Source organism: Acinetobacter corruptisaponis, from assembly GCF_030053775.1.
In the GTDB taxonomy this organism is placed as follows: Bacteria; Pseudomonadota; Gammaproteobacteria; order Pseudomonadales; family Moraxellaceae; genus Acinetobacter; species Acinetobacter corruptisaponis.
This window is the reverse complement of the sequence record NZ_CP125669.1, coordinates 3216055-3240169: the sequence shown is the minus strand read 5'-3', so window position 1 is coordinate 3240169 and position 24115 is coordinate 3216055. Positions and strand designations below refer to the sequence as shown.

Below are 24115 nucleotides of genomic sequence, written 5' to 3'. Positions count from 1 at the left end.
ACAGATTCATGAAATCATACCAACCCAAGTCCCTTTTAAATGACTTACAGTATTACATCACGCCACCGCACGACTGTAGCTACCTCGATAATAAATCAGCGCGCATGGTGTTTCTGGACCCAATTCATCGGATTGATGTCGTCACCTTATCTGAACTTTCCCGTGTCGGTTTTCGTCGTAGCGGTGATTTTATCTATCGCCCCGAATGTCACCTTTGCCGTCAATGTCTTTCCTGCCGTGTACCTATCAATGACTTTCAAATGAACAGCAGTCAGAAAAAGGCATGGAAACGCAACCAAGACCTGCAAATGAGTATCCTGCCGACCTCACAGGCCTCACAGCAACATTACGACCTATATGAGCGTTATATCAATGAACGCCATGCAGATGGAGATATGTATCCCGCCAGTCTAGACCAGTTTGAGAAATTTCTGGTGCATAGCTGTACGGAAAGCTTCTTTATTGAGCTTTGGAAAGACCAAAGGCTGGTTGGTGTTTCAACCTGTGACCTGATGGATGATGGACTTTCAGCGGTTTATACTTTTTTTGATCCAGATGAACAAAAGCGTTCACTCGGTGTTTTTGCCATCCTCAAGCAGATTGAATATGTCCGCACATTAAATCTTGATTATCTCTACCTAGGCTATTGGGTGCCGCATTCATCCAAGATGAATTATAAATCCCAGTATACCCCACTTGAGTTGCTGCTTGATGGACAGTGGCGCAGACTTAACCGCCCACTCTCAGACAACGAAATCCAGCAACTTGGAAACTCACTGATGAGCACACTTCCATCTGAATGGAACAACCTGATTATTAAATAACCTTATTGAAATAAGGCTGCAAAATCATCGGTGCATGTCTTGACCATAATCACGGCATGCTCCTTTGACCCATCAATATTTGGATAATAGTTTTTTCGTAGATCAATCTGATGAAAACCCGTTTTTTCATATAAGTGAATTGCAGAAATATTGCTTTCACGCACTTCCAGAAAAACCTGAACTGGATTGTTCTTTAACTGCTGAATTGAATGGTCCAACAGTTCATAGCCTAAACCCTTGCCCTGCTGGCTGGGATGAATAGCCATCAGCAATAGGTTCGCTTCATCCAACACAGGCTGTAAAATACAAAAACCCACCACCTGATTGGCTTTTTCATAAATGGTACATTGATAAGAGACCAAGGATTCCTGAAACTGTTGCCTAGACCAGGGATGTGTCTGCACCAACCGCTCAATCTCAGCTACGCGGTCTATATCACTTTCCTGCATCAATCGAATCACGGACTGTTACCTTATAAAATGCTGGTGCAGATTATCAGCAATTTAATGCAAAATTTGAATAAAAAAAATGGGCAATTTTGCTTGCCCATTTTCTATTTATCATTAGTTCAGGTTGAATCCCAGTTCGGCACGCCACTTATTTAACAGTTCAGTGGTGTCATCATCATTTGGATGGAATTTAGGTCTCAAAAAAGCAAGCAATGTGGGAATCTGGCGCGTCATAAAGCCTTTATAACCATACATGAACTTGATCATATATTTGGTGTCACGCCATGTGAGCTTGCCATCAGTTTTCAAAAGTTTTGCAGTAAAATAGGACTGGGTAATAAAGATTAGCCCCATTGCAATCACAAGCGCCAGCGAACGCATAAAATAGGCCTTAGCTCCCTGACCATACATCGCTTCATACACATCAAAGGCAACAGCCTTATGCTCATTTTCTTCAACCGCATGCCACATCCATAAATGGTACATGGTCTCATCCATAAACATGGACTGAATATCAGGATTACTCAACAGTTCCTCTGCAATGGTGGAGGTGAAATGTTCCAAGGCGCAGGTACCAGTTAAGCTGATCATTTCCTTGGTAAAACCAAAAGGTTTCAGTATTTTTGTGGTAATTCCGATGGTACGGTTAATCAGGTGCCCTGTTTGATCCTCCATCTCACGAATATTGTAGCCATAGGCCTGGGCGGAAGCATTAAACGCCACATGCTCTTTTGAATGCATGGCTTCCTGACCAATAAAGGCACTGATTTCTTTCTGCAATCTTGGATCTGCCAATTTAGGGTCGTTTCGTACTGCACGGGTACTATTAACAAAGAATTGTTCACCTTCAGGAAATAGTGCGGATAAGGCCGTCATAAAATGTGTGAGGGCTGCATCACCATTTGCCCAATAACGGGGAACCTCACCAAATTCAAAATCCATTCGGCGTACAGGGAAACTCGCTCCAGCCCGATTTGAGATATTGACTTTAGCATTCATACTACGCTCTCCTATCGTGAAGATTTCTTTATTAATCATTTATTATTCTTTAGTTATACGCCCTTTCCCATGCGTTAAATAAGTGCAGATAAGGTCAGAAAAGCATCATCTTGGGACATGAGGAGAGAAAAAGGATGATGAGTGAAATCATTTTTCTCGACGCAAGAGAAAAGGAGTGGTAAGTGAAACTACTTTTCTGACGTAAAAGGAAAATTTAATTGAGTATTAAATTTTCCGACGCAAGAGAAGAAAATGATGATAAGTGAAACCACTTTTTCCGACACAAGGAAAATTTGTCCAACAAAAACCTAAAATACAATTTTCTAAAAATGGAAATAAAGAAAGGACGATCAAAATCGTCCTTTCTTTACATACGGTTAACCCTAAAAACTAAAGATTACAAACCAAGTTTTGCTTTCCAATCTTTAAGCAACTGCACCGTATCCAGATCATTTGGATGGAAACGTGGTTTGAAGTAAGCCAACATTTCCCCCGCCATACCCGCAATAATGCCTTTTGATGGGCTATAACCATATTTATAGATCATGCCCAATTCTTTTAGATTAAGCTTATTGTCACGGTTCAATAAACGTAGAACAAAATAAGACTGCAATGCGAAGATCAACACCATCGCCACAACCAGGGCCGTATTGCGTAGCGCATAGGCTTTCACACCGCGACCAAAAATCTCTTCATACACATCGTAGGCAACCGCTTTATGTTCATTTTCTTCAATCGCGTGCCATAACCACATATATTTCATGGTGTCATCAGTCATTAGTTCCTGAATATGGGGATTACGCAATAATTCAGAGGCAATAGTGGCGGTAAAGTGCTCAAGCGCAGTTGTTGCAGTTAGGTCAACCATTTCCTGAGTCATGCCAAATGGCTTAACCACCTTAGCGAAATTCTTACGTGCAAACTGGATATAACTGCCTGTAATACGTTCTAAAGCTGATACATCATGTCCATATTTTTGGGCAGAGGCATTAAAGCCAACATGTTCCTGAGTATGCATTGCCTCTTGACCAATAAAGGCACTGATTTCTTTTTGTAGCGCTTCATTGTCCTTGATGGCTGGGTGATAACGTACAGCACGGACTGAATCAATAAATAATTTCTCACCATCTGGAAACAATGCAGACAGTGCCGTCATGAAATGGGTCAAGCCAGCCGAGCCGTTCATCCAGTATTCTGGAACCTGATCAAAATTAAAATTCATACGACGTACTGGGAAACTTGCACCTGCACGATTTGAAATATTTACCTTAGCATTCATGCTGTCTACTCCTTTTAAGTGAAGCTTTGCTTCACTGAGTCATTTTGTTCATTTTCTTGAGTTTTATATTACGTTTTTATTTGTATCAATTAAGTGCAGTTTAGGACAGGTAGGTATCACTTTAGGACATGAGGAGGAAAATTTAATTAAGTATTAAATTTTTCGACGCAAGAGAGAAAAAGGATGATGAGTGAAATCATTTTTCTCGACGCAAGGAAACTTTGTCTAGCAATAGACATAAAAAAACACTCCAGAGGAGTGTTTTTTTATTACCTTAGAGGCTTATGCAGTTACTTTCGCAACAACACCAGCACCTACAGTACGGCCACCCTCACGGATCGCAAAACGTAGACCTGGGTCCATTGCGATTGGATGGATCAACTCTACTGACATTTCCACGTTGTCACCAGGCATAACCATTTCAACGCCATCTTGCAGTTTGATCGCGCCAGTTACGTCAGTTGTACGGAAGTAGAACTGTGGACGGTAACCGTTAAGGAATGGAGTGTGACGACCACCTTCTTCTTTAGAAAGTACGTATACTTCCGCATCGAATTTAGTGTGTGGCTTGATTGTACCTGGCTTAGCAAGTACCTGACCACGTTGTACGTCTTCACGCTTGGTACCACGAAGTAAGATACCACAGTTCTCACCCGCACGACCTTCGTCAAGAAGCTTACGGAACATTTCAACGCCAGTAACTGTAGTCGTTTGAGTATCACGGATACCAACGATTTCAACAGACTCACCAACTTTAATGATACCAGCTTCCACACGACCAGTTACTACTGTACCACGACCAGAGATAGAGAATACGTCTTCGATCGGCATCAAGAATGCTTTATCGATTGCACGCTCTGGCTCTGGGATGTAAGAGTCAAGCGCTTCTACAAGTGCAAGAACAGAAGACTCGCCATACTGACCGTCGTTACCGTTTAGTGCCTGAAGAGCTGAACCACGGATGATTGGCGTGTCATCACCTGGGAAGTCGTAGGTAGAAAGAAGTTCACGAACTTCCATTTCTACCAACTCAAGCAATTCTTCATCATCAACAAGGTCACACTTGTTCAGGAACACGATGATGTAAGGTACACCTACCTGACGAGAAAGCAGGATGTGTTCACGAGTTTGTGGCATTGGACCGTCAGTTGCAGCACACACAAGGATCGCGCCGTCCATCTGTGCAGCACCAGTGATCATGTTTTTAACATAGTCGGCGTGGCCTGGACAGTCTACGTGCGCGTAGTGACGGATTGGAGAATCGTATTCCACGTGAGAGGTATTAATGGTAATACCACGTGCCTTTTCTTCAGGAGCCGAGTCGATTTGCGAGTAGTCTTTCGCTTCACCGCCGTAAGTTTTTGCACAAATTGTTGCAATCGCAGCAGTTAAAGTTGTTTTACCATGGTCAACGTGACCAATTGTACCCACGTTTACGTGTGGTTTATTACGTTCAAACTTGGCTTTAGCCATGATGATCTTCCTTTATAAACTGCTCATGAGGGTCACCCATGAGCACTTGGTTTTTTAACTAAATTTTAGTTGGGTAATATAGTAATCGAAAGATTACTCGTCGTCACCTTTTTTACCGCCAGCCTGGAACTTAGCGATGATGCCTTCAGCCACGTTACGTGGAGTTTCAGCGTATTTAGAGAATTCCATAGAGTAAGTCGCACGACCTTGAGACATAGAACGCATTTGAGTTGCGTAACCAAACATCTCAGCAAGAGGAACTTCTGCCTTAATCGCTTTCGTTCCACCAGGAAGGTCGTCCATACCTTGAACCATACCACGACGACGGTTTAAGTCACCCATGATATCGCCCATGTAGTCTTCTGGAGTTTCCACTTCAACTTTCATGATTGGCTCAAGAAGAACAGGGTCTGCTTTCATGAAACCATCACGGAATGCATAAGAACCTGCCATTTTGAACGACAATTCATCAGAGTCGACATCATGGTAAGAACCATCAAACAATGTCGCCTTAATACCCACAACAGGATAACCAGCCAAGACACCGTTCTTCATACGTTCTTGAATACCTTTATCAACCGCACCGAAGAATTCTTTAGGTACAGTACCACCTACAACTTCTTCAGCGAATTGGTATTCTTTACCAGCTTCTTCAACATCCATAGGCTCTAAACGAACATATACATGACCGAATTTACCTTTACCACCTGTTTGACGAACAAACTTACCTTCTTGCTCAACAGTCTTTTTGATTGTTTCGCGGTAGGCAACCATTGGTTTACCAATGTTCGCTTCAACACCGAATTCACGCTTCATACGGTCAACGATGATGTCAAGGTGAAGCTCACCCATACCAGCAATGATCGTTTGGCCAGACTCTTCATCTGTACGAACGCGGAATGATGGATCTTCTTTCGCCAAACGACCTAAAGCAATTGACATTTTTTCTTGGTCAGCTTTAGTTTTTGGTTCAACAGCCAATGAAATTACTGGCTCTGGGAATTCCATACGCTCAAGCGTAATGACATTTTTCTCATCACACAATGTATCACCCGTGGTTACGTCTTTAAGACCTACACACGCTGCGATATCACCTGCACGAATTTCTTCAAGGTCTTGACGCTCGTTCGCGTGCATTTGCACGATACGGCCAATACGTTCACGCTTAGACTTCACTGGGTTATAAACTGGGTCACCTTGTTTAAGTACACCAGAATAAACACGTACGAAAGTCAGGTTACCTACGAACTTGTCGTTCATGATCTTGAACGCAAGTGCAGAGAATGGAGCTTCGTCAGATGCTTCACGAGACGCTTTAGTTTCGTCTTTGTCGTCAAGAATACCTTCAATTGCCTTAACTTCTGTTGGAGAAGGCAGGAATTGAATTACAGCATCCAACATACGTTGAACACCCTTGTTCTTGAACGCTGAACCACAAAGCATAACCTGGATTTCAGACGCCAATGTACGAGCACGAAGACCAGCGATGATGTCTTCTTTAGAAAGATCACCCTCTTCAAGGTACTTGTCCATTAACTCTTCAGAAGCTTCGGCAGCAGCCTCAACCATCTTGGTACGCCATTCGTTAGAAGTATCAACGAGATCAGCTGGAATATCGCCGTATTCAAACTTCATACCCTGAGATGCTTCATCCCAGATAATCGCTTTCATTTCGATCAGGTCAACAACACCTGCGAATGTATCTTCAGCACCGATTGGCACAACGATTGGCACAGGGTTGCCGCCCAAACGTGTTTTTACCTGTTCAACGGCACGGAAGAAGTTGGCACCTGTACGGTCCATCTTGTTCACGAATGCCAAACGAGGCACTTTATATTTGTTTGCCTGACGCCATACAGTTTCAGACTGAGGTTGTACACCACCTACCGCACAGTACACCATGCACGCACCGTCAAGTACACGCATAGAACGTTCAACTTCGATTGTGAAGTCAACGTGTCCTGGGGTATCAATCACGTTGATACGGTGTTGTTCAAACTGGTTGCCCATACCAGACCAGAAACAAGTTGTCGCAGCAGAGGTAATTGTAATACCACGCTCCTGCTCTTGCTCCATCCAGTCCATTGTTGCTGCACCATCATGTACTTCACCGATTTTGTGAGATACACCTGTGTAGAACAGGATACGTTCAGTTGTAGTTGTTTTACCTGCGTCAATATGCGCAGAGATACCGATGTTACGGTAACGAGTAATTGGGGTTTGGCGAGCCATGATGTCTTACATTCCTAAATGTTATCTTTAAAACAGGACGCATCAATTAGATTGATGCGCACGAATATCCATGCAGGCAACCTAAATACCCGCAAAGCTCCCACTTTGATAAAGAGCGATGTTGAACCGAGCCGCAGTACGCATGAATATTCTCCTGATTAGGGACTGTTTTATCCGTTTAGAAACGGTAGTGAGAGAAGGCTTTGTTGGCTTCAGCCATACGATGCACGTCTTCACGTTTTTTGATCGCAGCACCTTTACCTTCAGCTGCATCAAGCAACTCACCAGCAAGACGTAAAGCCATCGTTTTTTCAGAACGCTTAGCAGCAGCATCTACTAACCAACGCATAGCCAAGGCAGTACGACGGGATGGGCGCACTTCCATAGGTACTTGATAAGTAGCACCACCAACACGGCGTGCCTTTACTTCAACCATAGGACGAACTTTTTCAAGAGTAGTCTCGAAAAATTCAACTGGGTCTACTTTGTTTTTTTCCTGAACACGTTCCAAAGCACCGTAAACGATACCTTCAGCAACAGATTTTTTACCATCCTGCATAACGTGGTTCATGAATTTAGCGATTGTTTGGCTGCTAAATTTCGGATCTGGAAGGATCTCACGAGCAGCGACTACGCGACGTCTTGGCATTTTAATACACCTAATATTATGACACTTCAGGATGATCCAGCAGTTGTACTAAGTGTCGTGTACATGACGCTGGCCTTACTATACGTCGCCTGAATTACAAATCTATGAAGAATTCAAACAAGCGAAACGCTAAAGGGTTGCTTGGGCTATTTTCCTAGAATTACTTCTTAGGACGTTTCGCACCGTATTTAGAACGTGACTGGTTACGATCTTTAACGCCAGCACAGTCCAAAGAACCACGAACGGTATGGTAACGTACACCTGGTAAGTCTTTAACACGACCACCACGGATAAGAACAACACTGTGCTCTTGTAGGTTATGACCTTCACCACCGATGTAGCTAGACACTTCAAAACCAGAAGTTAAGCGAACACGGCAAACCTTACGCATTGCAGAGTTAGGTTTTTTAGGAGTAGTCGTATATACACGTGTACATACACCACGACGTTGTGGACAAGCCTTCAACGCAGGAACTTTTGATTTTTCAATCAAAGTTGTACGACCCTTACGGATCAACTGATTTGTTGTTGCCATTTGGCAATTCTCCCGTTATTAAACAACCTCAAAAAGAAAAACACCTCTTTTTAAGGGCACACAATTGTAAGCCAAGAAGTAAAAATGGTCAACATTGCACAATAGAGCAAATGCTGACCATTCCTAGTGTTTTTGTTGCGTTCTGATGTATGAATACATCATGAAACAAATTAGCTGTGTTTTGTTGAAGCTGGTTCCATCTCAATTGGTTTTTGTTCAGCCACGATTTCAGGTTCATCTTCTGTGATTATCTCATCCTGCTGTGCAGTCAAGGCAGGTTGTTGTTCAGCATGTTCATGCTCTTCAACATACTGGCTTGCCAGTTGCTGGATACCATTTTCCACCTTTTCCTCCACAGATTGCTGATCGGCAGCATTTTCTTTTGCCTGAACCTCAACATGGGTAATCACATCATTTTTAGTTGCTTCTGCTGTGAACGGTTTATGTGATTCAGTTTCAGCCGCATTTAACAGCTTTGGACTTGCCTTGCGAAGCAAGGCTTCGGCCTTGTAATAAGCCGCCAAGGGGGAAATATTTTCATTTGGGTGCTCATTTAAATAGAAACGTGCGGCACCAAATACTGACTGAGACTTATGCCCCACATCCTCAAGCAGTTTCCAGCTATAAAAGCCACCCAATGCCGCACCCGCCACAGGAGTCAGCTTGCCAATCACAGAGGCTTGGGGGATATGGTTGAGCCATCCCCACTTAAACTGTCCCTCATCATCAACAAGCCATTTCCTGATCATTTCAATATCATTGTTTGAACCCAATAATTGCTGGAACTGTTGCAGGTCATGGGTTTCCAGCATGGATTTCAATGCTTTTAATGCAAGTAACAAGGTTTGCTTTTCCGCCACAAGGCTCAAATCAATTTCCTTGAAAATAAATGCGACTATTTCCTGATCTGCATCCTCAGTGAGGTCAAAGCCATGAGAACGACCAGTTTGATACACGGTTCTCAATGCCAGAACGATAGAGGCAGGAATGTCTATTACGGCACCCCACACCCCTGTTGCACCTGTAATCAAACCCTGTGCCGCAGCCAAAAGCTTGTTCTGTTCAATCAAGGCCTGACTCAGACGCTGGGAACGACCTGTATCCTTGGTGAGTTCAGCAATGTCTTTCACCCCCGCCTCCTCAAGAATTTTCTCTGTTAGTGAGGTGTTTGAACTAAACTCATTTAGCCACTGAAACAGGTAATCAGAGACTTTTTCACCCAGGTCTGGCGATATAAAGGAAGCCACATTATTAACCCGTGTGTAATGACGACCCAACAGTTGATTTGACAGCTTAGGCAACTGTTGGCGCAGCATCTGTTGTGGCGTTTCATACTTCTCCACATCAAATGGACTTTTGAAGCGTGCACTGCCCTCAACCACATTGGATGAATGGGCGAGTTCCGCTGCGGAAGTCGTTGGGGCAACCTGACGTTTTTGTAATTCTGAACTGAGCTTTTTAGCCACTCCAAAGGCCTGTGCTAATAAACCTGAAGATTGCTTATTTTGGGATTTTGTCATCAAGTACCTCTGCTCTGTAATTGTGTGCATTTCTAGGTAGATACTAGGTTGAATATCTATTTATCTCAACTTTTATGTGTGTACTTTCATTACGTTTCGTCACAACATGACTGATATTTACCAATATTTACACAACTGGAAATAGGCATAAAATTTGCCATAAGAAATAAAAAACCTTTCTGCTATCATGGTGTCATTCACTTATAAGCCGTTTTAATCGTTATATTCTCCTGATTTATGAATAACGATCATCGCACATGGCTTAGCATTACCATAAAAGGGATCTGTAAATGAAACGTGTTGTAATCACTGGTATGGGCATTAACTCATGCATCGGTAACTCTTTGGAAGAGGTCACTCATTCTTTAAAAAATGGAATCTCTGGGACACGTTTTAACCCAACTTATGCTGAACTTAATTTCAAGAGCCATGTCAGCGCGGCAGCTGTTCAGGATTTTGATGGCATTGACCGTAAAATTAAACGTTTTATGGGTGTCTGTGCCATGTATGCCTACAATGCGGCGATTGCGGCGGTAGAAAATGCAGGCCTCAAACAGGAAGACCTGGCCAATAACCCACGTTATGGTATTGCAGGTGGCAGTGGCGGTAATTCAACCGCCTCTGTTGCTGAAATGGTGAAACTTTTAGAGGAAAAAGGCGCACGTAAAATCGGTCCTTTTTATGTTCCCCGCAATATGAGCAACACCATTACTGCAAACGTTGGTGTGTCATTAAAACTTCAGGGGATCGCCCACTCAATTACCAGTGCATGTGCGACATCTGCGGATGCGATTGGCTATGCCTACAACCTGATTCAGCTTGGCAAACAGGACCTGATGCTGGCAGGTGGTGGTGAAGAAGATCACTGGTCTCAAAGCCTGTTATTTGATGCAATGGGCGCATTGTGCTCTAAATATAATGACAGCCCTGAAACAGCTTCACGTCCTTATTCAAAAGACCGCGATGGTTTTGTGATTGCGGGTGGTGGCGGTTTTGTGATTCTTGAATCACTGGAACATGCTCAGGCCCGCGGTGCTAAAATTTTGGCGGAAGTTGTCGGTTATGCAGCGAATAGTGATGGTGCTGACATGGTTGCGCCAAGTGGTGAAGGTGCGACCCGCTGTATCCTCATGGCACTGGAAGAAGCCAAACAACATGGTGTTGAGCATATTGATTATGTCAACACGCATGGTACCTCCACCCCTGCTGGCGATGTGACTGAGCTTAAGGCAATGGAACGTGCTTTTGGTGAGGGTCAGGTTCCACCATTAAGCTCAACCAAATCCATGACAGGTCATAGTCTGGGTGCCGCTGGTGTTCAGGAGGCAATTTATTCTGTACTGATGATGCAAAATGACTTTATTGCACCAAATATCAACGTCACAGAACTGGATGAGGGCGCACAGGGTTTCGATATTGTACTTGAAAAACGTGATGCAAAACTGAATACTGTCATGAGTAACAGTTTTGGCTTTGGCGGTGTAAACGCCTGCCTTATTTTCAAGAAATGGGATGCATAATCCCACCTAGGATGATCGATGGATGCACCTTCTGATGCTTTCTTGTGGGTAAAAGCATTACATATTATCGCTGTGGTTTGTTGGTTCGCTGCGTTGTTCTATCTGCCTCGTCTTTATGTTTACCATGCGATGAGTGAAGATGCTGTCAGTCATCAGCGCTTTGAGGTCATGGAACGTAAGTTGTACCGTGGCATTATGTGGCCATCCATGATTGCCACACTCATCACCGCCCATTTCCTTGTGGACTGGGGGGATGCCACCCGACACTATCATGAAGCGTTATGGTTTTATCTTAAAGTCGGTTTGGTGGGTTTACTGGTGATTTACCATTTTGTCTGTGGTTATTACCGTAAAAAACTGATTGGCAATGCCCACTACAAATCACATAAGTTTTGGCGGTTCTTTAATGAAATGCCTACACTGATCCTATTTGCAGTGGTCATTTTAGTTGTGGTAAAACCTCAGTTCTAACTGAGGTTTTTTCTTTTATACCGCTATAAACTCATACAACGATCTTCATTCCATACTGTCTTTTCAAGATAAGGACTTTTGATACAAAGCCTTGTATCTGTTTGATAAAATTCATAACCCTCCTTATTTTGATTTAAGCTCTGAACATTCCAGGTTTGCTGGCTATTCAACACATTAAAAAGCAAAATTGTATGGTCTAGCTGTCTCATTTTAATTAAATATTTTTGCATACTCGGCCCTCCAATCTGCATCAGGATGTTCCCTACAAAATTTTTAACCACGATATGATCAGGTTTTATTTCAGCTAAATGACTAATATCTTTTTTAAAATCAGCATAGTTCATTTCTGACAAAACGATCACTTGCTGTAAATCCCGCACATATTGGTTTGTGGTCATATGAGGAAGATAGACAAAAGGTAAAGCTAGCCTTTGCCAAAACGTCACTCCATCACCACTTTCAGATGAGTGTGTCACATTAAATGGATTGACCAACACCATTATGTTGGCTTCCATGGCCAGCGTTTTACGCATGGAAAGCTGTTGCAATGACAATCCATCTAAACTCAAGTGATGATGTTCTTTTCGATTTAAATCGTGCAAAAGCTGAGTGCTTGTATTGATCTTTTCGACCAACACCATTTGATCAACAAGATGATTGCTACGAGACATACTTTGGGTTAAATGCTCAATATATTGTTGTAGTTGTTCCGCAGGCTGGTTGGAAGTTAATACATTCATTAAATATAAGTAATGCACATTCATAAGCAATCCATAATTTGCCCACACGGCATCAGGTGGCTGCAACAATTCCAATTGAGGAGATTGCTGTAATAAAGTTTGATAACGTTCAATCCATCCGTAGTCTCGCTGGATGGCTTGCTGGATTTGTATTTTATGTTGCGCAATCCATTGCATATCAAAACTTTGCTCTGTTTGATACTGACGCTTAAAGTCACTGAGCAATTGTTTGGTTTCAGCAGATGTACCTGACGAGGTCAGTTTCAGCTCCAAAGCAGATGGCTGCCCAGAAAGATTCTGTTTGTGTTGAAAATAGTTCGCCCAATCTTGGTGATAACGCAGTCGCCCTAACACCATTGGATCAACATTCTGTTTTGCATCAAATCCCAGCATGAAAAAGTAAGGATGTGTTTTTAATTCAGGTTTATAGCCCTCTTGTAGGCTAAGTAATTGTTGTGTCTCCTGACTAAGTGGCGCGTCATGACGTAACCACAGCATAAAAAAAACCAATAATAAAAAACCAACTCCCCCAAACCACTTTAATTTTTTCAAGCTACCCTCATAAATAATAATGATAATTATTCTCAATGCATAATATCCTGCATCTTGATTAAATCAAGTTGGCTTAATCAGGTATGCTTATTTTCAAGTCTCATATTCTTCAATAATATATTTATCAATATATAAAGTAGGACCTGATGATGTGGCAATCTTTCAGCTCAGCCTGCCAACAAATAAAGTTAGGGCTTATTGGCTATCTTTTTGTGGCATTGAAAATAAATGAATTTCAATACCGCGGACTTACACAAGGTGAAATAGAAATTGCCCAATCTGTGTTTGGCAACCTCATCAACTATGATCAGGTAAGAATTTTTAATATCCCTTATTTACCTTGGCAGCCAGCCAATATTTTTATCGCACCCAATGGCAATTTATTCGCACGTCAACCCTCTTTCAGTCCAGACTATTCAAGGTGTTCAATGGCGTTACAAGGTATTTTTATTCACGAGCTAACACATATTTTACAATACCAGCAACAGACCAATGTCATTCTGAAAGGTGCAATCCTACAACTGGGCTATTATCTAAGTTTTAAAAGATACAATCCTTACCGTTATCAATTTATTCAGGGTAAAGCTTTCGAGGACTACAATATTGAGCAGCAAGGCGATATTGCGCGAGATATTTTTTTCAGGAAAATTCCAAATATTATTAAAAAATAAAAAGCCCTATAATTTTATCTACAGGGCTTTTTAGGTTATTAGACCGCAATCTACTTTAGGCAATAGAGCCTTTGCGAGTTTCAGCATCGAGTTCATGACGGGTGTCCAGGTCAGTCGTAAAATCCATATCTTTGCGCATATCATCCATAATAATCGTACCTATACGCCCCACACCGATTGCCAATCCAAAAGCAATCACAGGAAATAAAATTGTTGAAATCACCATATTTTTACCTCTCTTGTTTGAAAGTTTAGTTTTAACTGGTTCGCTTTAAACCTATTGATCCTGTTCCTGAAACATCACTGTACCAATGCGACCTACAACCACTGCCAACCCGAACGCAACAACTGGAAATAATAAAACTGACATGATATTTACCTCATTAAAATGAATACAAAATTTGCTTAACAATTAAGCCTGTTGATCCTGTTCCTGGAACATCACTGTACCAATGCGGCCTACAACCACTGCCAACCCGAACGCAACAACTGGAAATAATAAAACTGACATGATACTTACCTCACTAAAATGAATACAAAGTTAGCTTAATAATTAAGCCTGTTGATCTTGTTCTTGGAACATCACTGTACCAATACGACCAACTACCACAGCCAAACCAAATGCAACTACAGGAAATAATAAAACTGACATGATACTTACCTCACTAAAATGAATACAAAGTTAGCTTAATAATTAAGCCTGTTGATCTTGTTCTTGGAACATCACTGTACCAATACGACCAACTACCACAGCCAAACCAAATGCAACTACAGGAAATAATAAAACTGACATATCTGTTACCTCTTTTCTGCATGATGCTTTCATGCTTGATTTAAATTAAAGTGTACAAGTGTTCACATTGATTAGGATAATAGCAGTGCACATTTGTACACTCAAGTGTTGCAAAGATATTCCAGACGAACGGTATAAAAAACAAACATAAAATCACAACCAATTGAATTAATTAAATTAAACAATTTAATTAATTTCTTTAAAAACCATTTTCTTTTTATTTACCCAGTTTTTTTACTGTTTTATTGGACAAATCAGCACTTCTTTTTCTTGTAATCCGCATGTCATTTCTATCTGTAAAGATGGGTTGAAAAAAAACTTTATATGACTATATGAAATTTCTTCACAATCATGCACCATTTAGGGTCTGTTGATATTTCAGCCATGCCTTGCGTTATAGGCTAAAACGACATAAACAAGGCATGAAACGCAGGCAATGGCATCCCCTTGTCAAGTTTCATAACGCAGTTTAGGGAAGTTTTAGCCATAACCCTGCGGGACAGGGACATTTTTTGCCGCTACTGCGTTATGCCTTATTCATTTAGAACAGCTAAATTTCATAAGTCATGCCTTGTACCGTCTAAAAAATGTCCTCTGTCGCAAGCATCTGTGAAATGTCAACAGACCCTACGCAAACATTGAGAAATGTTGCCGTTTTATACAGAAAAACTTGTTATTTTTACGCAGAAAAATGTGCATTTAGTATATATTAGTAAACTTGTCATTTTTCTTTAAGATATAGAATGTTTGGCGCCATGATATAGCAATGTTTTTAAAACTATACCTATATAAATCAAAAACTTGTATATCATAATTTGTTAAAACTCAGGATTAGGTTTGAATGAAAAATTTTAAAGTTGCCCTTGCTCAGTTCTCTCCACATATTGGCAATATTGATGCAAATACTCAAAAGATGGTTGAACAGGCAAATTCAGCGAAACAACAACAGGCTGACTTGATCATCTTCCCAGAACTTTCCACGCTGGGCTACCCTGCTGAAGACCTTATACTTCGTCCGAACCTACAAAAACGAACCCAAAAGGCGTTTGCCCAGTTAAGCGAAGTCAAAGATATTGTGATGGTATTCGGTTTTGTGCACCAAACTGAGGATGGGCATCGCTACAACTCCGCCGCTGTAATGAAAGACGGTCAGGTTTTAGGTGTTTACAATAAACATAACCTGCCAAATTACGGTGTGTTTGATGAGAAACGTTATTTTCAGGGAGGTCACCAACACCTGGTTTTTGAATATCTAGGGCATAAGTTTGGTGTCCTGATCTGTGAAGATGTGTGGTCACTCAATACCGTTAAGCAGTTAAGCCAGCTTAATGTTGAAACTGTGCTGATCTTAAATGCTTCACCATATGAAGTCGGTAAACCTCAGCACCGTGTACAAACCCTGAATGAGCTGGCAAAACAGCTTAGCCTAAATATTGTTTACGTGAATCAGGTTGGTGGACAAGATGACCTGATTTTTGATGGGTCAAGTTTTGTAAGCAATCATAATGGGCAGCTTGCCTTACAGGCTCCAAGTTTTCAGGAATCTGTTTATTTCGCTGAATATGATGCAAAACAGAAGCTGTTTAAAACCGCAGAAACCACGCCTACCCTCGACACTTTTGCTGAAATTTATCAGGCATTGGTCATGGCAACCCGTGACTATGTGCAACGTTCAGGCTTCCCTGGTGTGATCCTGGGGTTATCAGGTGGTATTGACTCCGCACTCACCCTTGCGATCGCGGTGGATGCAATTGGTGCAGATAAGGTACAGGCTGTGATGATGCCTTATACCTACACCTCTCAAATGAGTGTGGAGGATGCAACTGAACAGGCACGCCGTATGGGTGTAACCTTTGGCATTGCTGAAATCCATCCAATTGTGAACAGTTTCATGCAAACCCTTTATCCATTCTTTGGCAATAGCCCTGCCGATGCAACTGAAGAGAACTTGCAGGCACGTACCCGCGGTACTCTGTTGATGGGCTTATCGAATAAGTTTGGCAACCTTGTCCTTTCCACAGGCAACAAGTCTGAAATCTCGGTGGGTTACTGCACATTGTATGGTGATATGGTGGGTGGTTTCTCTGTACTCAAGGATGTCTATAAAACCATCGTGTTTGAGTTGGCGAAATATCGCAATACTTTGAGTGAAACGCCTGTTATCCCTGAACGTGTGATTACACGTCCACCATCAGCAGAGTTACGCCCAGACCAGAAAGACCAGGATTCTTTACCAGCCTATGATGTATTGGATGCGATCCTGTACGCCTACATTGAGGAAGATCTCAGTCAGGCAGATATCATTGCCAAAGGCTATGAAGCTGAAATGGTCGAGAAAGTCATTCGTCTGGTTGACCGTAACGAATACAAGCGTCGCCAAGGGGCAATTGGACCACGTATCAGCTCACGTGCGTTCAGTCGTGAACGCCGTTACCCTATCGTCAATGGATGGACTGCGAATGACTGAACACATTGTTTCTGAAAAGTCACAACACCTTGCTCAAGCACTTTTGCTTGAGCAAGTAGCATTTTATAAAAACCAACTGACTACCCAGCTTTCTGCTGAGTTTTTTCAACAGTTTATCCAGCTTTTTATACAACGTGCGCCAGACATCCAACTCAAGGAAGTTGTTGAGCTGGAACAAATTCAAGCGGTGGTTAGGCGTTATGCCTTTGAAATGCAGCTTGGTGCAGGTTTACTGGAATTTATTGGCGAAATTGCGCAAAGACTGCATGTTTTTTCTTTACAGTCTTCAGCAGAATTACAGGACCTATTTTCAGATCAGCAGTTTGAAATATGGCTTTCCAAATTTCTGGAACTGGAAAATATCCGCCACTATCTCAACCATTTCCTAAAAGAAAGCCCGTCTATTCAGCAGTTGTGCCAGTACATTGCCACCACAACCTTACAGAATAAGTTGCCAAAATTGTTTTCACATTCTGATGAAGACAGAATGCCTGAAAGCAAGTATGAATGGCAGCAAAAACTAAAAAGCTTTTCATACCGTCAGCAACAACGAATTGAGCAGAAGCTGGAAGAAAGTATTGCCAAGTTTATTCAGGAGCAACTGGTTGATTTAAGCCTATTGTCTAATGATGATCTGGAAAGCCTTGCCCGCAATGTCTGGGATGATAACAAGGCCAAGCCACTATCAGAGTACACCAAACAGGTAACTCCACTGGATGTGGAAGAATTCTTTGTCATGATCTATGAATACTGGAAAGAATTACGCCAGTCCTCTTTCATACAGGACCTGATCCTGTACGGTGTAAAAGTCTTTTATGACTTTTATAAAGATGAAAGTCTGGAAGATGTTTTTGCTGCAATCGGTCTGGAAGAGACAGATTTACTCAATGAGGCTATACGTTTTTATCCAAAAGTTGTAGCCGCTTTAGATGAGCATGGCGTATTAGAGCCAATCATCATATTGATTTTAAAACCTTTCTACGAAAGTCCCCAGACTCTGGCAAGCATCGAAAAACATTTATAGCTGGTGCATATAAACCAGAACAACGCTGTTTTGGCTTAAATCACAACAATGACAAGCAGTATCATACAGATAAAAAGAAACCACGCAGGAGCGTGGTTTTTTAAAATGGTGGCTATGACGGGACTTGAACCTGTGACCCCCGCATTATGAGTGCGGTGCTCTAACCAACTGAGCTACATAGCCATAAACTGTGAGCGCATTATCTAGTGTTCCGTATAGCTGGTCAAGTCTATGGTTTTGAAAATACGCAACATATGCACAGTTTTTAGTCTTTTAATTTCCAACTGATCAAATTTCAACAAACATTTAAACCAGCCTAAATATCCAGAGAAAATATGTCTTTTATACAGTAGGAAAATTCATATCCTGAACAACACAGAATATTTTGAAAAACAGCAGATAAAAAGAGACCACGCAGGAGCGTGGTCTATAAAATGGTGGCTATGACGGGACTTGAACCTGTGACCCCCGCATTATGAGTGCGGTGCTCTAACCAACTGAGCTACATAGCCGAAAACTGTGCGCGCATTATCTTAACTTTCAACACACACGTCAAGCACAATTTTAAAAAATTTGAGAAGTGGGCCTATAAGCCGGGTTCTGTCGAGGACGATCATTCCTCTAGGCGTACAATCACTCATACGCTCAAGCGACCTACCCGAATCCAGCACGGGCCGTGCCTCAGGATTCCTATTTGGTCTTGCTTCAGGTGGGGTTTACCTTGCCGTGAACTGTTACCAGACACGCGGTGCGCTCTTACCGCACCCTTTCACCCTTACCCACACCTCTTGATCCCCTCGCCCTCTGGGAGAGGGTTAGGGAGAGGAATAGGCGGTCTACTCTCTGCTGCACTTGCCGTCGACTTTCGCCGCCCAGGCATTACCTGGCACCTTGCCCTATGAAGCCCGGACTTTCCTCCCCTGCTTCAGTCACGGAGACCTCCACAGCAGCGACCGTCCAGCCCACTTCGTGGCGCATCTTATCAAAGTTAGCAATTAATTGCTCGCATTTTTTTGTGCAGTCAGCTTTTTATATTTATCCATGAGCTCATCATGGGATTCAGCATGCTGAGGGTCAAGGGGAATACAATCGACTGGGCAAAACAACTGGCACTGTGGCTGGTCATGATGCCCCACACACTCCGTACAAAGCGTGGGGTTAATCTCATAGATCAGTTCCCCCATATAAATGGCTTCATTGGGGCATACAGGTTCGCAGACATCACAGTTAATGCATTCATCTGTAATATATAAGGACATTTACCAACCTTGCTGATGTTTTCGTTCAAATGCCTCAACCACGACAGCAGGCACAAACTTGTTCACATCACCTTTTAAACGGGCAATCTCCCTTACCAATGTTGATGAGATAAATGAGAATTGCTCTGATGGCGTTAAAAATACCGATTCAAAATGTGGATCAAGCTGACGGTTCATATTGGCCAACTGAAACTCATATTCAAAATCTGAAATTGCTCTTAAACCACGGAGTACCGCTGTTGCACGCTGCTCACGGAAGAAATTGACCAACAAGCCATCAAACCCCACAAACTCAACATTATTCAAATGGCTCAGCGATGCTTTTGCGAGCTCAACACGTTCTTCTAAACTAAACACTGGATTTTTATGATGTCCAATTGCAATGGCAACCACAACTTCATCAAACATTTTTGATGCCCTTGCAACCAAATCAACATGTCCATTGGTAATTGGATCGAAAGTCCCTGGATAAATCACACGTGTTTTAGACATGCGTTGTACTCTAGTGAATGAGATAAGGTGTGTATTTTAACAAATGTTCGGGCTAAACGCGAAATTCCTAAACGATGGAAAAAGATTGCGTTTTACGGCACAATGTTCCTAATTGTGGAAGTTTGAATTATGGTTAAAGCAACAGTCGTAAAAAAACATAGTGGTGGCACGATTGCTCAAAATAAAAGAGCACGCCACGATTATTTTATTGAAGAAAAATTTGAGGCAGGCATGTCCCTCCAAGGCTGGGAAGTCAAGTCCTTGCGTGCTGGACGTATGACACTTTCCGAAAGCTATGTCATCTTTAAAAATGGTGAGGCCTTTTTATTTGGTTCACAAATTCAGCCGTTATTGTCTGCATCGACGCATGTGGTTCCTGAATCAACACGTACCCGTAAATTGCTTTTGTCTCGTCGTGAGCTGGAAAAACTTTTGGGTGCAGTCAACCAAAAAGGCTATTCATGTGTGCCGCTTGCCTGTTATTGGAAAGGTCATCTGGTTAAGCTGGAGATTGCGCTGGTGAAAGGTAAACAGTTACATGACAAGCGTGCCACCGAAAAAGATCGTGACTGGCAGAGAGATAAAGCGAGAATGTTGCATAAGTAATTTTCTAAAAAAGAGCTTTGCATAAAACAAAGCTCTTTTTAAAATTATGATTTATACAGTTTCTTCTACTTCAACACGTCCAAACTTTGCAATTGCAGCTTGAACGATTTTATCAAAATAAGGATTCGTTTTTTGAATAGTTTCTAGAGCTTCAGCAATCGGTGTTAAAGCATCTGCTAAATTGCCATTTTCATAACTTTCGATAAAAATTTCAGGCTCAATACCATTTACAGCTAAATACCACCCACCACTTGTAGCATTATATTTAAATCCAGATTGTTCAATTTGAGGATTCAATTGATTTTGTTCATTTGCAAAAGCTTTCCAATCTTTAGTTGTACATTTAGCAAAATTAGGTTGCCATGGATAGAAATTAAAGATAATACGATCAACATCATTTTTTAAAAAACTACTTAACCACCAATGATTATAATCACCATTTGTTTCTTCATTTTCACAACTTAAAGAATATCTCGCAAAATAATTTTGGTGGAATTTATTAGAATCTTTGACTTTCCATTGACTAGGTGCAAATGCTAGATAATCTTCTGAGAATTTATAATATCCATCCCATTCTGCATCCATATAATTTTTAATGACTTCATCCACAGCCTCAAATAATTCCACGCTGATTTCATCTTCAAGCAGTTTTTTTGACTGCTCTAACAATTGAATATTTTCAATAATTAACTTTGCTGCATTAACATTGCTCATTGTTTTCTCCTAAATAAAGCAATTTAATTTATTTAAAATGTTTTAATATGATCAGAAAATTGTTTTACTAACCATGCACTACGATTATTTATATCACTCTTTTTTGTATATACAGACAGGATTTTAGAAATCCCCATCCAAGACATGCCCTTTAGATTTTTATGAGCATTATACTTTTCAGGTAACTTCCCATCTCTAGTTAAATATACAATCAGCCAATCCCGATTTTTAGCTTTGGCTTGGGCAATATCAATATAACGTTGTAATTGATCTCTCCCCTCCATTGCATTAATTTTGATCTCGATAAAAAGTAAAAATTCATCTGCATCAATTTCAATATCGACCCGACTTTCCTGATTGCCTAAAGGACAACATTCCTCTGTGGTAAAATAACGTTTAGGCTGATATTTTTCCAACAAAGGCAGTTCTTTTAACAGGTGCAATAAAATCGCATTGCCTTGTCCATGATCGCCCCGACAATCTAAAAACCATTTCAGTACCTTACTATGACGTACTTCATCATTTTTTAGACCTGCGGTTTGCCAGACATTCACTGCCAATCCTTGCTGTTGTGCTGCAAGAATTGGAGCTTGTACTTCATCTGACTGATATTGGGCAAAAAAACGAGCGAGTTGCCTATCATTGATAAATACCTTACGCCAGTCTTTAAAAAACTGTCCAAGATTTTCCTCAAAAGAAAGTTGTTCTTGAACAACATCCTGTTGCTGCTGTTCTATCCTTTTCCAATTATTAAAGAAGTTTGCTAATTGATTAGAAAATTCTGGTATAGCCAACTCCATATTTTTACCTCCCCATCACTTTTTATTAAGACATTTCTACTTTAGTCATTCAAAAACATAATACTTTTAATTGTTTAAACTTATATCATTCTCCTTATCTAATCTGCAACGGTATATAAAATAAAAACTTCTTCTGGAAAAATACCCCCACAGTCTTTTACTCCAAATAAGATATCACCCCAATGTTCATCAACTAACTTTTCCCCAACAATACTCATTACCTCAGTCATTTTCTCAAACTTTAAAGACTTTAAATTCATGTGAATAATAAATGAAGTATTATATTGAAAACGATCAAATTCTATTTCATCCAGAACTTCCATTTTTATAGAACTATATTCAATATTTAAATATCCCCCTTGCTTAAAAGATAAAGCTTTTTTTAGTTCCAAAAAATCTAAACTATAATCTCGATCAAATATAAAAGAAGCCAAACTTACCAGTATTTCTTCTATCGCAACCTGATAGGATTCATTTTGTTTATACCGATAAATAATTGCATTATATAAATTAGTATTTAAAGGCATTACAACATTTTCTGGCACAACAATGATCAAAAAGTTAAAATGATCCGCATTAATTTCTGCTAAAATATCCCAATTTTCCGTCACAATAATTGTGACTGTATCTTTAGACTGAGTTGGTAATACATCAATCAATGAAGCGGTAATACGCAAATTTCTATAATACAATCTGGTATGTTCTAAACAGATCATTTTGTCAGCATCAGCATAGATAGAAATATCTTCACTCATGATCTAGCTCAACTGAATCCTGATCTATATCCTCAATTTCAGCATCCGATTCATCATCAAAAAATGAATCAAGATCACTTTCTTCTTTTTGATCAACTCGATATTCTGCTAAATCATCATAGTCCACGTCATAATAATTCCGTGCAGCCAAGACATGTACTTTAACTTTTTCAAACAACTCTTGTGGTTCAATCACTTGTATGGAATGTGATTTTTCAATCAGCCAATTTAAAACACTCTGTGTAATCATACAGTTTGCTTCAAGGATAAAATAATCTTCATCCTTACCAATAATATCCTGATATTCATCAATTGGATAAGATTCCAACTCATCTCTCAAATAATTTTCACAACGCAGCTTGATTGAAAGCTCTTCCCTCTCAAAATGGGCATTTTCATATTCTTTTTCTTCAACCAAATCATCTAAATCAAATGAATCAACGTCTACACTAATATGCTGTTTAGCAAATTTTACATTATCAAAACGCTGCATATTAAATGTACGTAACTCACTATATTGATCAATAATCTTACTTGCCATAAGATATTGCTTATTTCCATATTGGATAATACCATGTGGTTTAAGCATATATTCCGTTTGCTCAAATTCGCCTTCTTTTCGATATAAACATTCTATCCATTGTTCATTATTTAATAAGGCAGTATAAATATTTTTAACTTTTTCCATATGAAAACCATCAACATTCGCATTATGGTAACCTGCGGGTACAAAACGAATCCTTTCTTGCCAATCTTGTAATTGGGTATTTTTTTCTAGTTGTTTAGCAGCAGATTCAAAATGACCTTTGACATTATTATAAACTGTTTCAGGTAAGTATTGATGTAAATAACTATTTGCCATAACAAGCACTAAAGCCAATTCAGCATCCATTTCTTCGATTGCAGCATCTTCGCTTAGATAATATTCACTCGGTTGATTGCCCTTTTTAGGGATACAATTTACTGTCCCTGTCACTAAAATACTTTTGAGCTTATCCAAATCCCGTTTAATGGATTTACGCATGGATTGATCATCAATTTCATCGTTATACCAAGACCGTACTTTTAGCTGTAATTGATCCATTGGACAAGGTTGTTTAGGTAGACGTGGTAACTGATAATATAAATTCAATACTCTATTCAATTTATTGATTTCAATATTTTGATGATACTGACGACGATTCTTTAGAAAACCTTTTGGTTTTGTCATTTTCATGGCTTATTTCGACTTTAACTATTGTTGTTAAAGCCATCATAGCAGCCTTGCCAGACATTGGCTGTCTGATAGAAA

General features: G+C 40.6%; 23 protein-coding genes, 2 tRNA genes and 1 other RNA gene. 7 read left to right on the top strand and 19 right to left on the bottom strand.

Annotated elements, in window-relative coordinates; translation table 11 throughout:
• Nucleotides 1-8 precede the first annotated feature (8 nt).
• Entirely contained in the window at nt 9-824 is an 816-nt protein-coding gene (locus QLH32_RS15430; RefSeq protein WP_279961226.1) for an arginyltransferase, read from the top strand.
• A gap of 2 nt (nt 825-826) precedes the next feature.
• Here the strand turns inward: QLH32_RS15430 and rimI are convergent, their stop codons facing one another.
• From rimI to QLH32_RS15390, 8 genes are all read right to left on the bottom strand, one after another.
• A complete protein-coding gene (rimI, locus tag QLH32_RS15425; protein WP_283266926.1) occupies nt 827-1285 on the bottom strand; it encodes a ribosomal protein S18-alanine N-acetyltransferase in 459 nt (152 codons plus the stop codon).
• A 102-nt stretch (nt 1286-1387) separates the two neighbouring features.
• Complete coding sequence (locus tag QLH32_RS15420; RefSeq protein WP_283266924.1) at nt 1388-2272, bottom strand: metal-dependent hydrolase; 885 nt, start codon at nt 2270-2272, stop codon at nt 1388-1390.
• A 397-nt stretch (nt 2273-2669) separates the two neighbouring features.
• Entirely contained in the window at nt 2670-3551 is an 882-nt protein-coding gene (locus QLH32_RS15415; protein ID WP_283266922.1) for a metal-dependent hydrolase, read from the bottom strand.
• Nucleotides 3552-3833: 282 nt separating this feature from the next.
• Nucleotides 3834-5024 carry an elongation factor Tu gene (gene tuf / locus QLH32_RS15410; protein WP_283266921.1) on the bottom strand — a complete coding sequence of 397 codons (1191 nt, stop codon included), beginning with the start codon at nt 5022-5024 and terminating at the stop codon, nt 3834-3836.
• A 93-nt stretch (nt 5025-5117) separates the two neighbouring features.
• Nucleotides 5118-7256 carry an elongation factor G gene (gene fusA / locus QLH32_RS15405; RefSeq protein ID WP_267980222.1) on the bottom strand — a complete coding sequence of 713 codons (2139 nt, stop codon included), beginning with the start codon at nt 7254-7256 and terminating at the stop codon, nt 5118-5120.
• 178 nt (nt 7257-7434) lie between these two features.
• A complete protein-coding gene (gene rpsG / locus QLH32_RS15400; RefSeq protein ID WP_004638185.1) occupies nt 7435-7905 on the bottom strand; it encodes a 30S ribosomal protein S7 in 471 nt (156 codons plus the stop codon).
• A 160-nt stretch (nt 7906-8065) separates the two neighbouring features.
• The gene (rpsL, locus tag QLH32_RS15395; protein ID WP_004638184.1) at nt 8066-8440 is read right to left on the bottom strand and encodes a 30S ribosomal protein S12; all 375 of its coding nucleotides are present in this window, start codon (nt 8438-8440) and stop codon (nt 8066-8068) included.
• A 170-nt stretch (nt 8441-8610) separates the two neighbouring features.
• Nucleotides 8611-9960 carry an EcsC family protein gene (locus QLH32_RS15390; RefSeq protein WP_283266915.1) on the bottom strand — a complete coding sequence of 450 codons (1350 nt, stop codon included), beginning with the start codon at nt 9958-9960 and terminating at the stop codon, nt 8611-8613.
• Between the two features lie 290 nt (nt 9961-10250).
• On the opposite strand from QLH32_RS15390, the gene QLH32_RS15385 reads away from it, so the two are divergent.
• Both QLH32_RS15385 and hemJ read left to right on the top strand, forming a co-directional pair.
• Nucleotides 10251-11480: a beta-ketoacyl-ACP synthase II gene (locus tag QLH32_RS15385; RefSeq protein ID WP_283266914.1), complete on the top strand. Its 1230-nt coding sequence runs from the start codon at nt 10251-10253 to the stop codon at nt 11478-11480.
• A gap of 18 nt (nt 11481-11498) precedes the next feature.
• Complete coding sequence (gene hemJ, locus QLH32_RS15380) at nt 11499-11951, top strand: protoporphyrinogen oxidase HemJ (RefSeq protein ID WP_004805133.1); 453 nt, start codon at nt 11499-11501, stop codon at nt 11949-11951.
• Between the two features lie 23 nt (nt 11952-11974).
• Here the strand turns inward: hemJ and QLH32_RS15375 are convergent, their stop codons facing one another.
• Nucleotides 11975-13189, bottom strand: a complete 1215-nt coding sequence (locus QLH32_RS15375; RefSeq protein WP_283266913.1) for a hypothetical protein — start codon at nt 13187-13189, stop codon at nt 11975-11977.
• Nucleotides 13190-13392: 203 nt separating this feature from the next.
• Between QLH32_RS15375 and QLH32_RS15370 the strand changes: the two genes are divergently transcribed.
• A complete protein-coding gene (locus QLH32_RS15370; protein ID WP_283269363.1) occupies nt 13393-13914 on the top strand; it encodes a hypothetical protein in 522 nt (173 codons plus the stop codon).
• 55 nt (nt 13915-13969) lie between these two features.
• Here the strand turns inward: QLH32_RS15370 and QLH32_RS15365 are convergent, their stop codons facing one another.
• Complete coding sequence (locus QLH32_RS15365; protein ID WP_267980216.1) at nt 13970-14140, bottom strand: hypothetical protein; 171 nt, start codon at nt 14138-14140, stop codon at nt 13970-13972.
• Between the two features lie 1408 nt (nt 14141-15548).
• On the opposite strand from QLH32_RS15365, the gene QLH32_RS15360 reads away from it, so the two are divergent.
• Nucleotides 15549-17174 carry an NAD+ synthase gene (locus QLH32_RS15360; protein ID WP_283266912.1) on the top strand — a complete coding sequence of 542 codons (1626 nt, stop codon included), beginning with the start codon at nt 15549-15551 and terminating at the stop codon, nt 17172-17174.
• The gene (locus QLH32_RS15355; protein ID WP_283266911.1) at nt 17167-18198 is read left to right on the top strand and encodes a hypothetical protein; all 1032 of its coding nucleotides are present in this window, start codon (nt 17167-17169) and stop codon (nt 18196-18198) included. The genes QLH32_RS15360 and QLH32_RS15355 overlap by 8 nt, the downstream gene beginning before the upstream one ends.
• Nucleotides 18199-18304: 106 nt before the next feature.
• Here QLH32_RS15355 and QLH32_RS15350 read toward each other — a convergent pair.
• The 5 genes from QLH32_RS15350 to coaD all read right to left on the bottom strand — a co-directional run bounded on the left by QLH32_RS15350 (nt 18305) and on the right by coaD (nt 19949).
• Nucleotides 18305-18381, bottom strand: a tRNA-Met gene (locus tag QLH32_RS15350).
• A 252-nt stretch (nt 18382-18633) separates the two neighbouring features.
• Nucleotides 18634-18710, bottom strand: a tRNA-Met gene (locus tag QLH32_RS15345).
• Nucleotides 18711-18771: 61 nt separating this feature from the next.
• An RNA gene (gene rnpB / locus QLH32_RS15340) (RNase P RNA component class A) lies at nt 18772-19167 on the bottom strand.
• A gap of 26 nt (nt 19168-19193) precedes the next feature.
• The gene (locus QLH32_RS15335; RefSeq protein ID WP_283266909.1) at nt 19194-19457 is read right to left on the bottom strand and encodes a YfhL family 4Fe-4S dicluster ferredoxin; all 264 of its coding nucleotides are present in this window, start codon (nt 19455-19457) and stop codon (nt 19194-19196) included.
• On the bottom strand, nt 19458-19949 hold the full coding sequence (gene coaD, locus QLH32_RS15330) for a pantetheine-phosphate adenylyltransferase (protein WP_004676544.1): 492 nt from the start codon (nt 19947-19949) through the stop codon (nt 19458-19460).
• A gap of 129 nt (nt 19950-20078) precedes the next feature.
• Here coaD and smpB point away from each other — a divergent pair, with 129 nt between their 5' ends.
• Complete coding sequence (gene smpB / locus QLH32_RS15325) at nt 20079-20555, top strand: SsrA-binding protein SmpB (RefSeq protein WP_004682825.1); 477 nt, start codon at nt 20079-20081, stop codon at nt 20553-20555.
• Nucleotides 20556-20606: 51 nt separating this feature from the next.
• On the opposite strand, the gene QLH32_RS15320 is transcribed toward smpB, so the two are convergent.
• The 4 genes from QLH32_RS15320 to QLH32_RS15305 form a co-directional block, all read right to left on the bottom strand.
• Entirely contained in the window at nt 20607-21269 is a 663-nt protein-coding gene (locus tag QLH32_RS15320; protein ID WP_283266907.1) for a hypothetical protein, read from the bottom strand.
• 32 nt (nt 21270-21301) lie between these two features.
• Nucleotides 21302-22069, bottom strand: a complete 768-nt coding sequence (locus tag QLH32_RS15315) for a PDDEXK-like family protein (RefSeq protein ID WP_283266906.1) — start codon at nt 22067-22069, stop codon at nt 21302-21304.
• 98 nt (nt 22070-22167) lie between these two features.
• The gene (locus QLH32_RS15310; RefSeq protein ID WP_283266905.1) at nt 22168-22824 is read right to left on the bottom strand and encodes a hypothetical protein; all 657 of its coding nucleotides are present in this window, start codon (nt 22822-22824) and stop codon (nt 22168-22170) included.
• Nucleotides 22817-24040, bottom strand: coding sequence for a helix-turn-helix transcriptional regulator (locus QLH32_RS15305; RefSeq protein ID WP_283266904.1), 1224 nt, complete (start codon nt 24038-24040; stop codon nt 22817-22819). The genes QLH32_RS15310 and QLH32_RS15305 overlap by 8 nt, the downstream gene beginning before the upstream one ends.
• Between the last annotated feature and the right edge of the window lie 75 nt (nt 24041-24115).

Bases quoted from the DNA above. Each gene is read 5' to 3' on its own strand.
- QLH32_RS15430 (WP_279961226.1), top strand. From the start codon at position 9: ATGAAATCATACCAACCCAAGTCCCTTTTAAATGACTTACAGTATTAC.
- QLH32_RS15420 (WP_283266924.1), bottom strand. From the start codon at position 2,272: ATGAATGCTAAAGTCAATATCTCAAATCGGGCTGGAGCGAGTTTCCCT.
- QLH32_RS15415 (WP_283266922.1), bottom strand. From the start codon at position 3,551: ATGAATGCTAAGGTAAATATTTCAAATCGTGCAGGTGCAAGTTTCCCA.
- tuf (WP_283266921.1), bottom strand. From the start codon at position 5,024: ATGGCTAAAGCCAAGTTTGAACGTAATAAACCACACGTAAACGTGGGT.
- fusA (WP_267980222.1), bottom strand. From the start codon at position 7,256: ATGGCTCGCCAAACCCCAATTACTCGTTACCGTAACATCGGTATCTCT.
- rpsG (WP_004638185.1), bottom strand. From the start codon at position 7,905: ATGCCAAGACGTCGCGTAGTCGCTGCTCGTGAGATCCTTCCAGATCCG.
- rpsL (WP_004638184.1), bottom strand. From the start codon at position 8,440: ATGGCAACAACAAATCAGTTGATCCGTAAGGGTCGTACAACTTTGATT.
- QLH32_RS15390 (WP_283266915.1), bottom strand. From the start codon at position 9,960: ATGACAAAATCCCAAAATAAGCAATCTTCAGGTTTATTAGCACAGGCC.
- QLH32_RS15385 (WP_283266914.1), top strand. From the start codon at position 10,251: ATGAAACGTGTTGTAATCACTGGTATGGGCATTAACTCATGCATCGGT.
- hemJ (WP_004805133.1), top strand. From the start codon at position 11,499: ATGGATGCACCTTCTGATGCTTTCTTGTGGGTAAAAGCATTACATATT.
- QLH32_RS15375 (WP_283266913.1), bottom strand. From the start codon at position 13,189: ATGCTGTGGTTACGTCATGACGCGCCACTTAGTCAGGAGACACAACAA.
- QLH32_RS15370 (WP_283269363.1), top strand. From the start codon at position 13,393: ATGTGGCAATCTTTCAGCTCAGCCTGCCAACAAATAAAGTTAGGGCTT.
- QLH32_RS15365 (WP_267980216.1), bottom strand. From the start codon at position 14,140: ATGGTGATTTCAACAATTTTATTTCCTGTGATTGCTTTTGGATTGGCA.
- QLH32_RS15360 (WP_283266912.1), top strand. From the start codon at position 15,549: ATGAAAAATTTTAAAGTTGCCCTTGCTCAGTTCTCTCCACATATTGGC.
- QLH32_RS15355 (WP_283266911.1), top strand. From the start codon at position 17,167: ATGACTGAACACATTGTTTCTGAAAAGTCACAACACCTTGCTCAAGCA.
- QLH32_RS15335 (WP_283266909.1), bottom strand. From the start codon at position 19,457: ATGTCCTTATATATTACAGATGAATGCATTAACTGTGATGTCTGCGAA.
- coaD (WP_004676544.1), bottom strand. From the start codon at position 19,949: ATGTCTAAAACACGTGTGATTTATCCAGGGACTTTCGATCCAATTACC.
- smpB (WP_004682825.1), top strand. From the start codon at position 20,079: ATGGTTAAAGCAACAGTCGTAAAAAAACATAGTGGTGGCACGATTGCT.
- QLH32_RS15320 (WP_283266907.1), bottom strand. From the start codon at position 21,269: ATGAGCAATGTTAATGCAGCAAAGTTAATTATTGAAAATATTCAATTG.
- QLH32_RS15315 (WP_283266906.1), bottom strand. From the start codon at position 22,069: ATGGAGTTGGCTATACCAGAATTTTCTAATCAATTAGCAAACTTCTTT.
- QLH32_RS15310 (WP_283266905.1), bottom strand. From the start codon at position 22,824: ATGAGTGAAGATATTTCTATCTATGCTGATGCTGACAAAATGATCTGT.
- QLH32_RS15305 (WP_283266904.1), bottom strand. From the start codon at position 24,040: ATGAAAATGACAAAACCAAAAGGTTTTCTAAAGAATCGTCGTCAGTAT.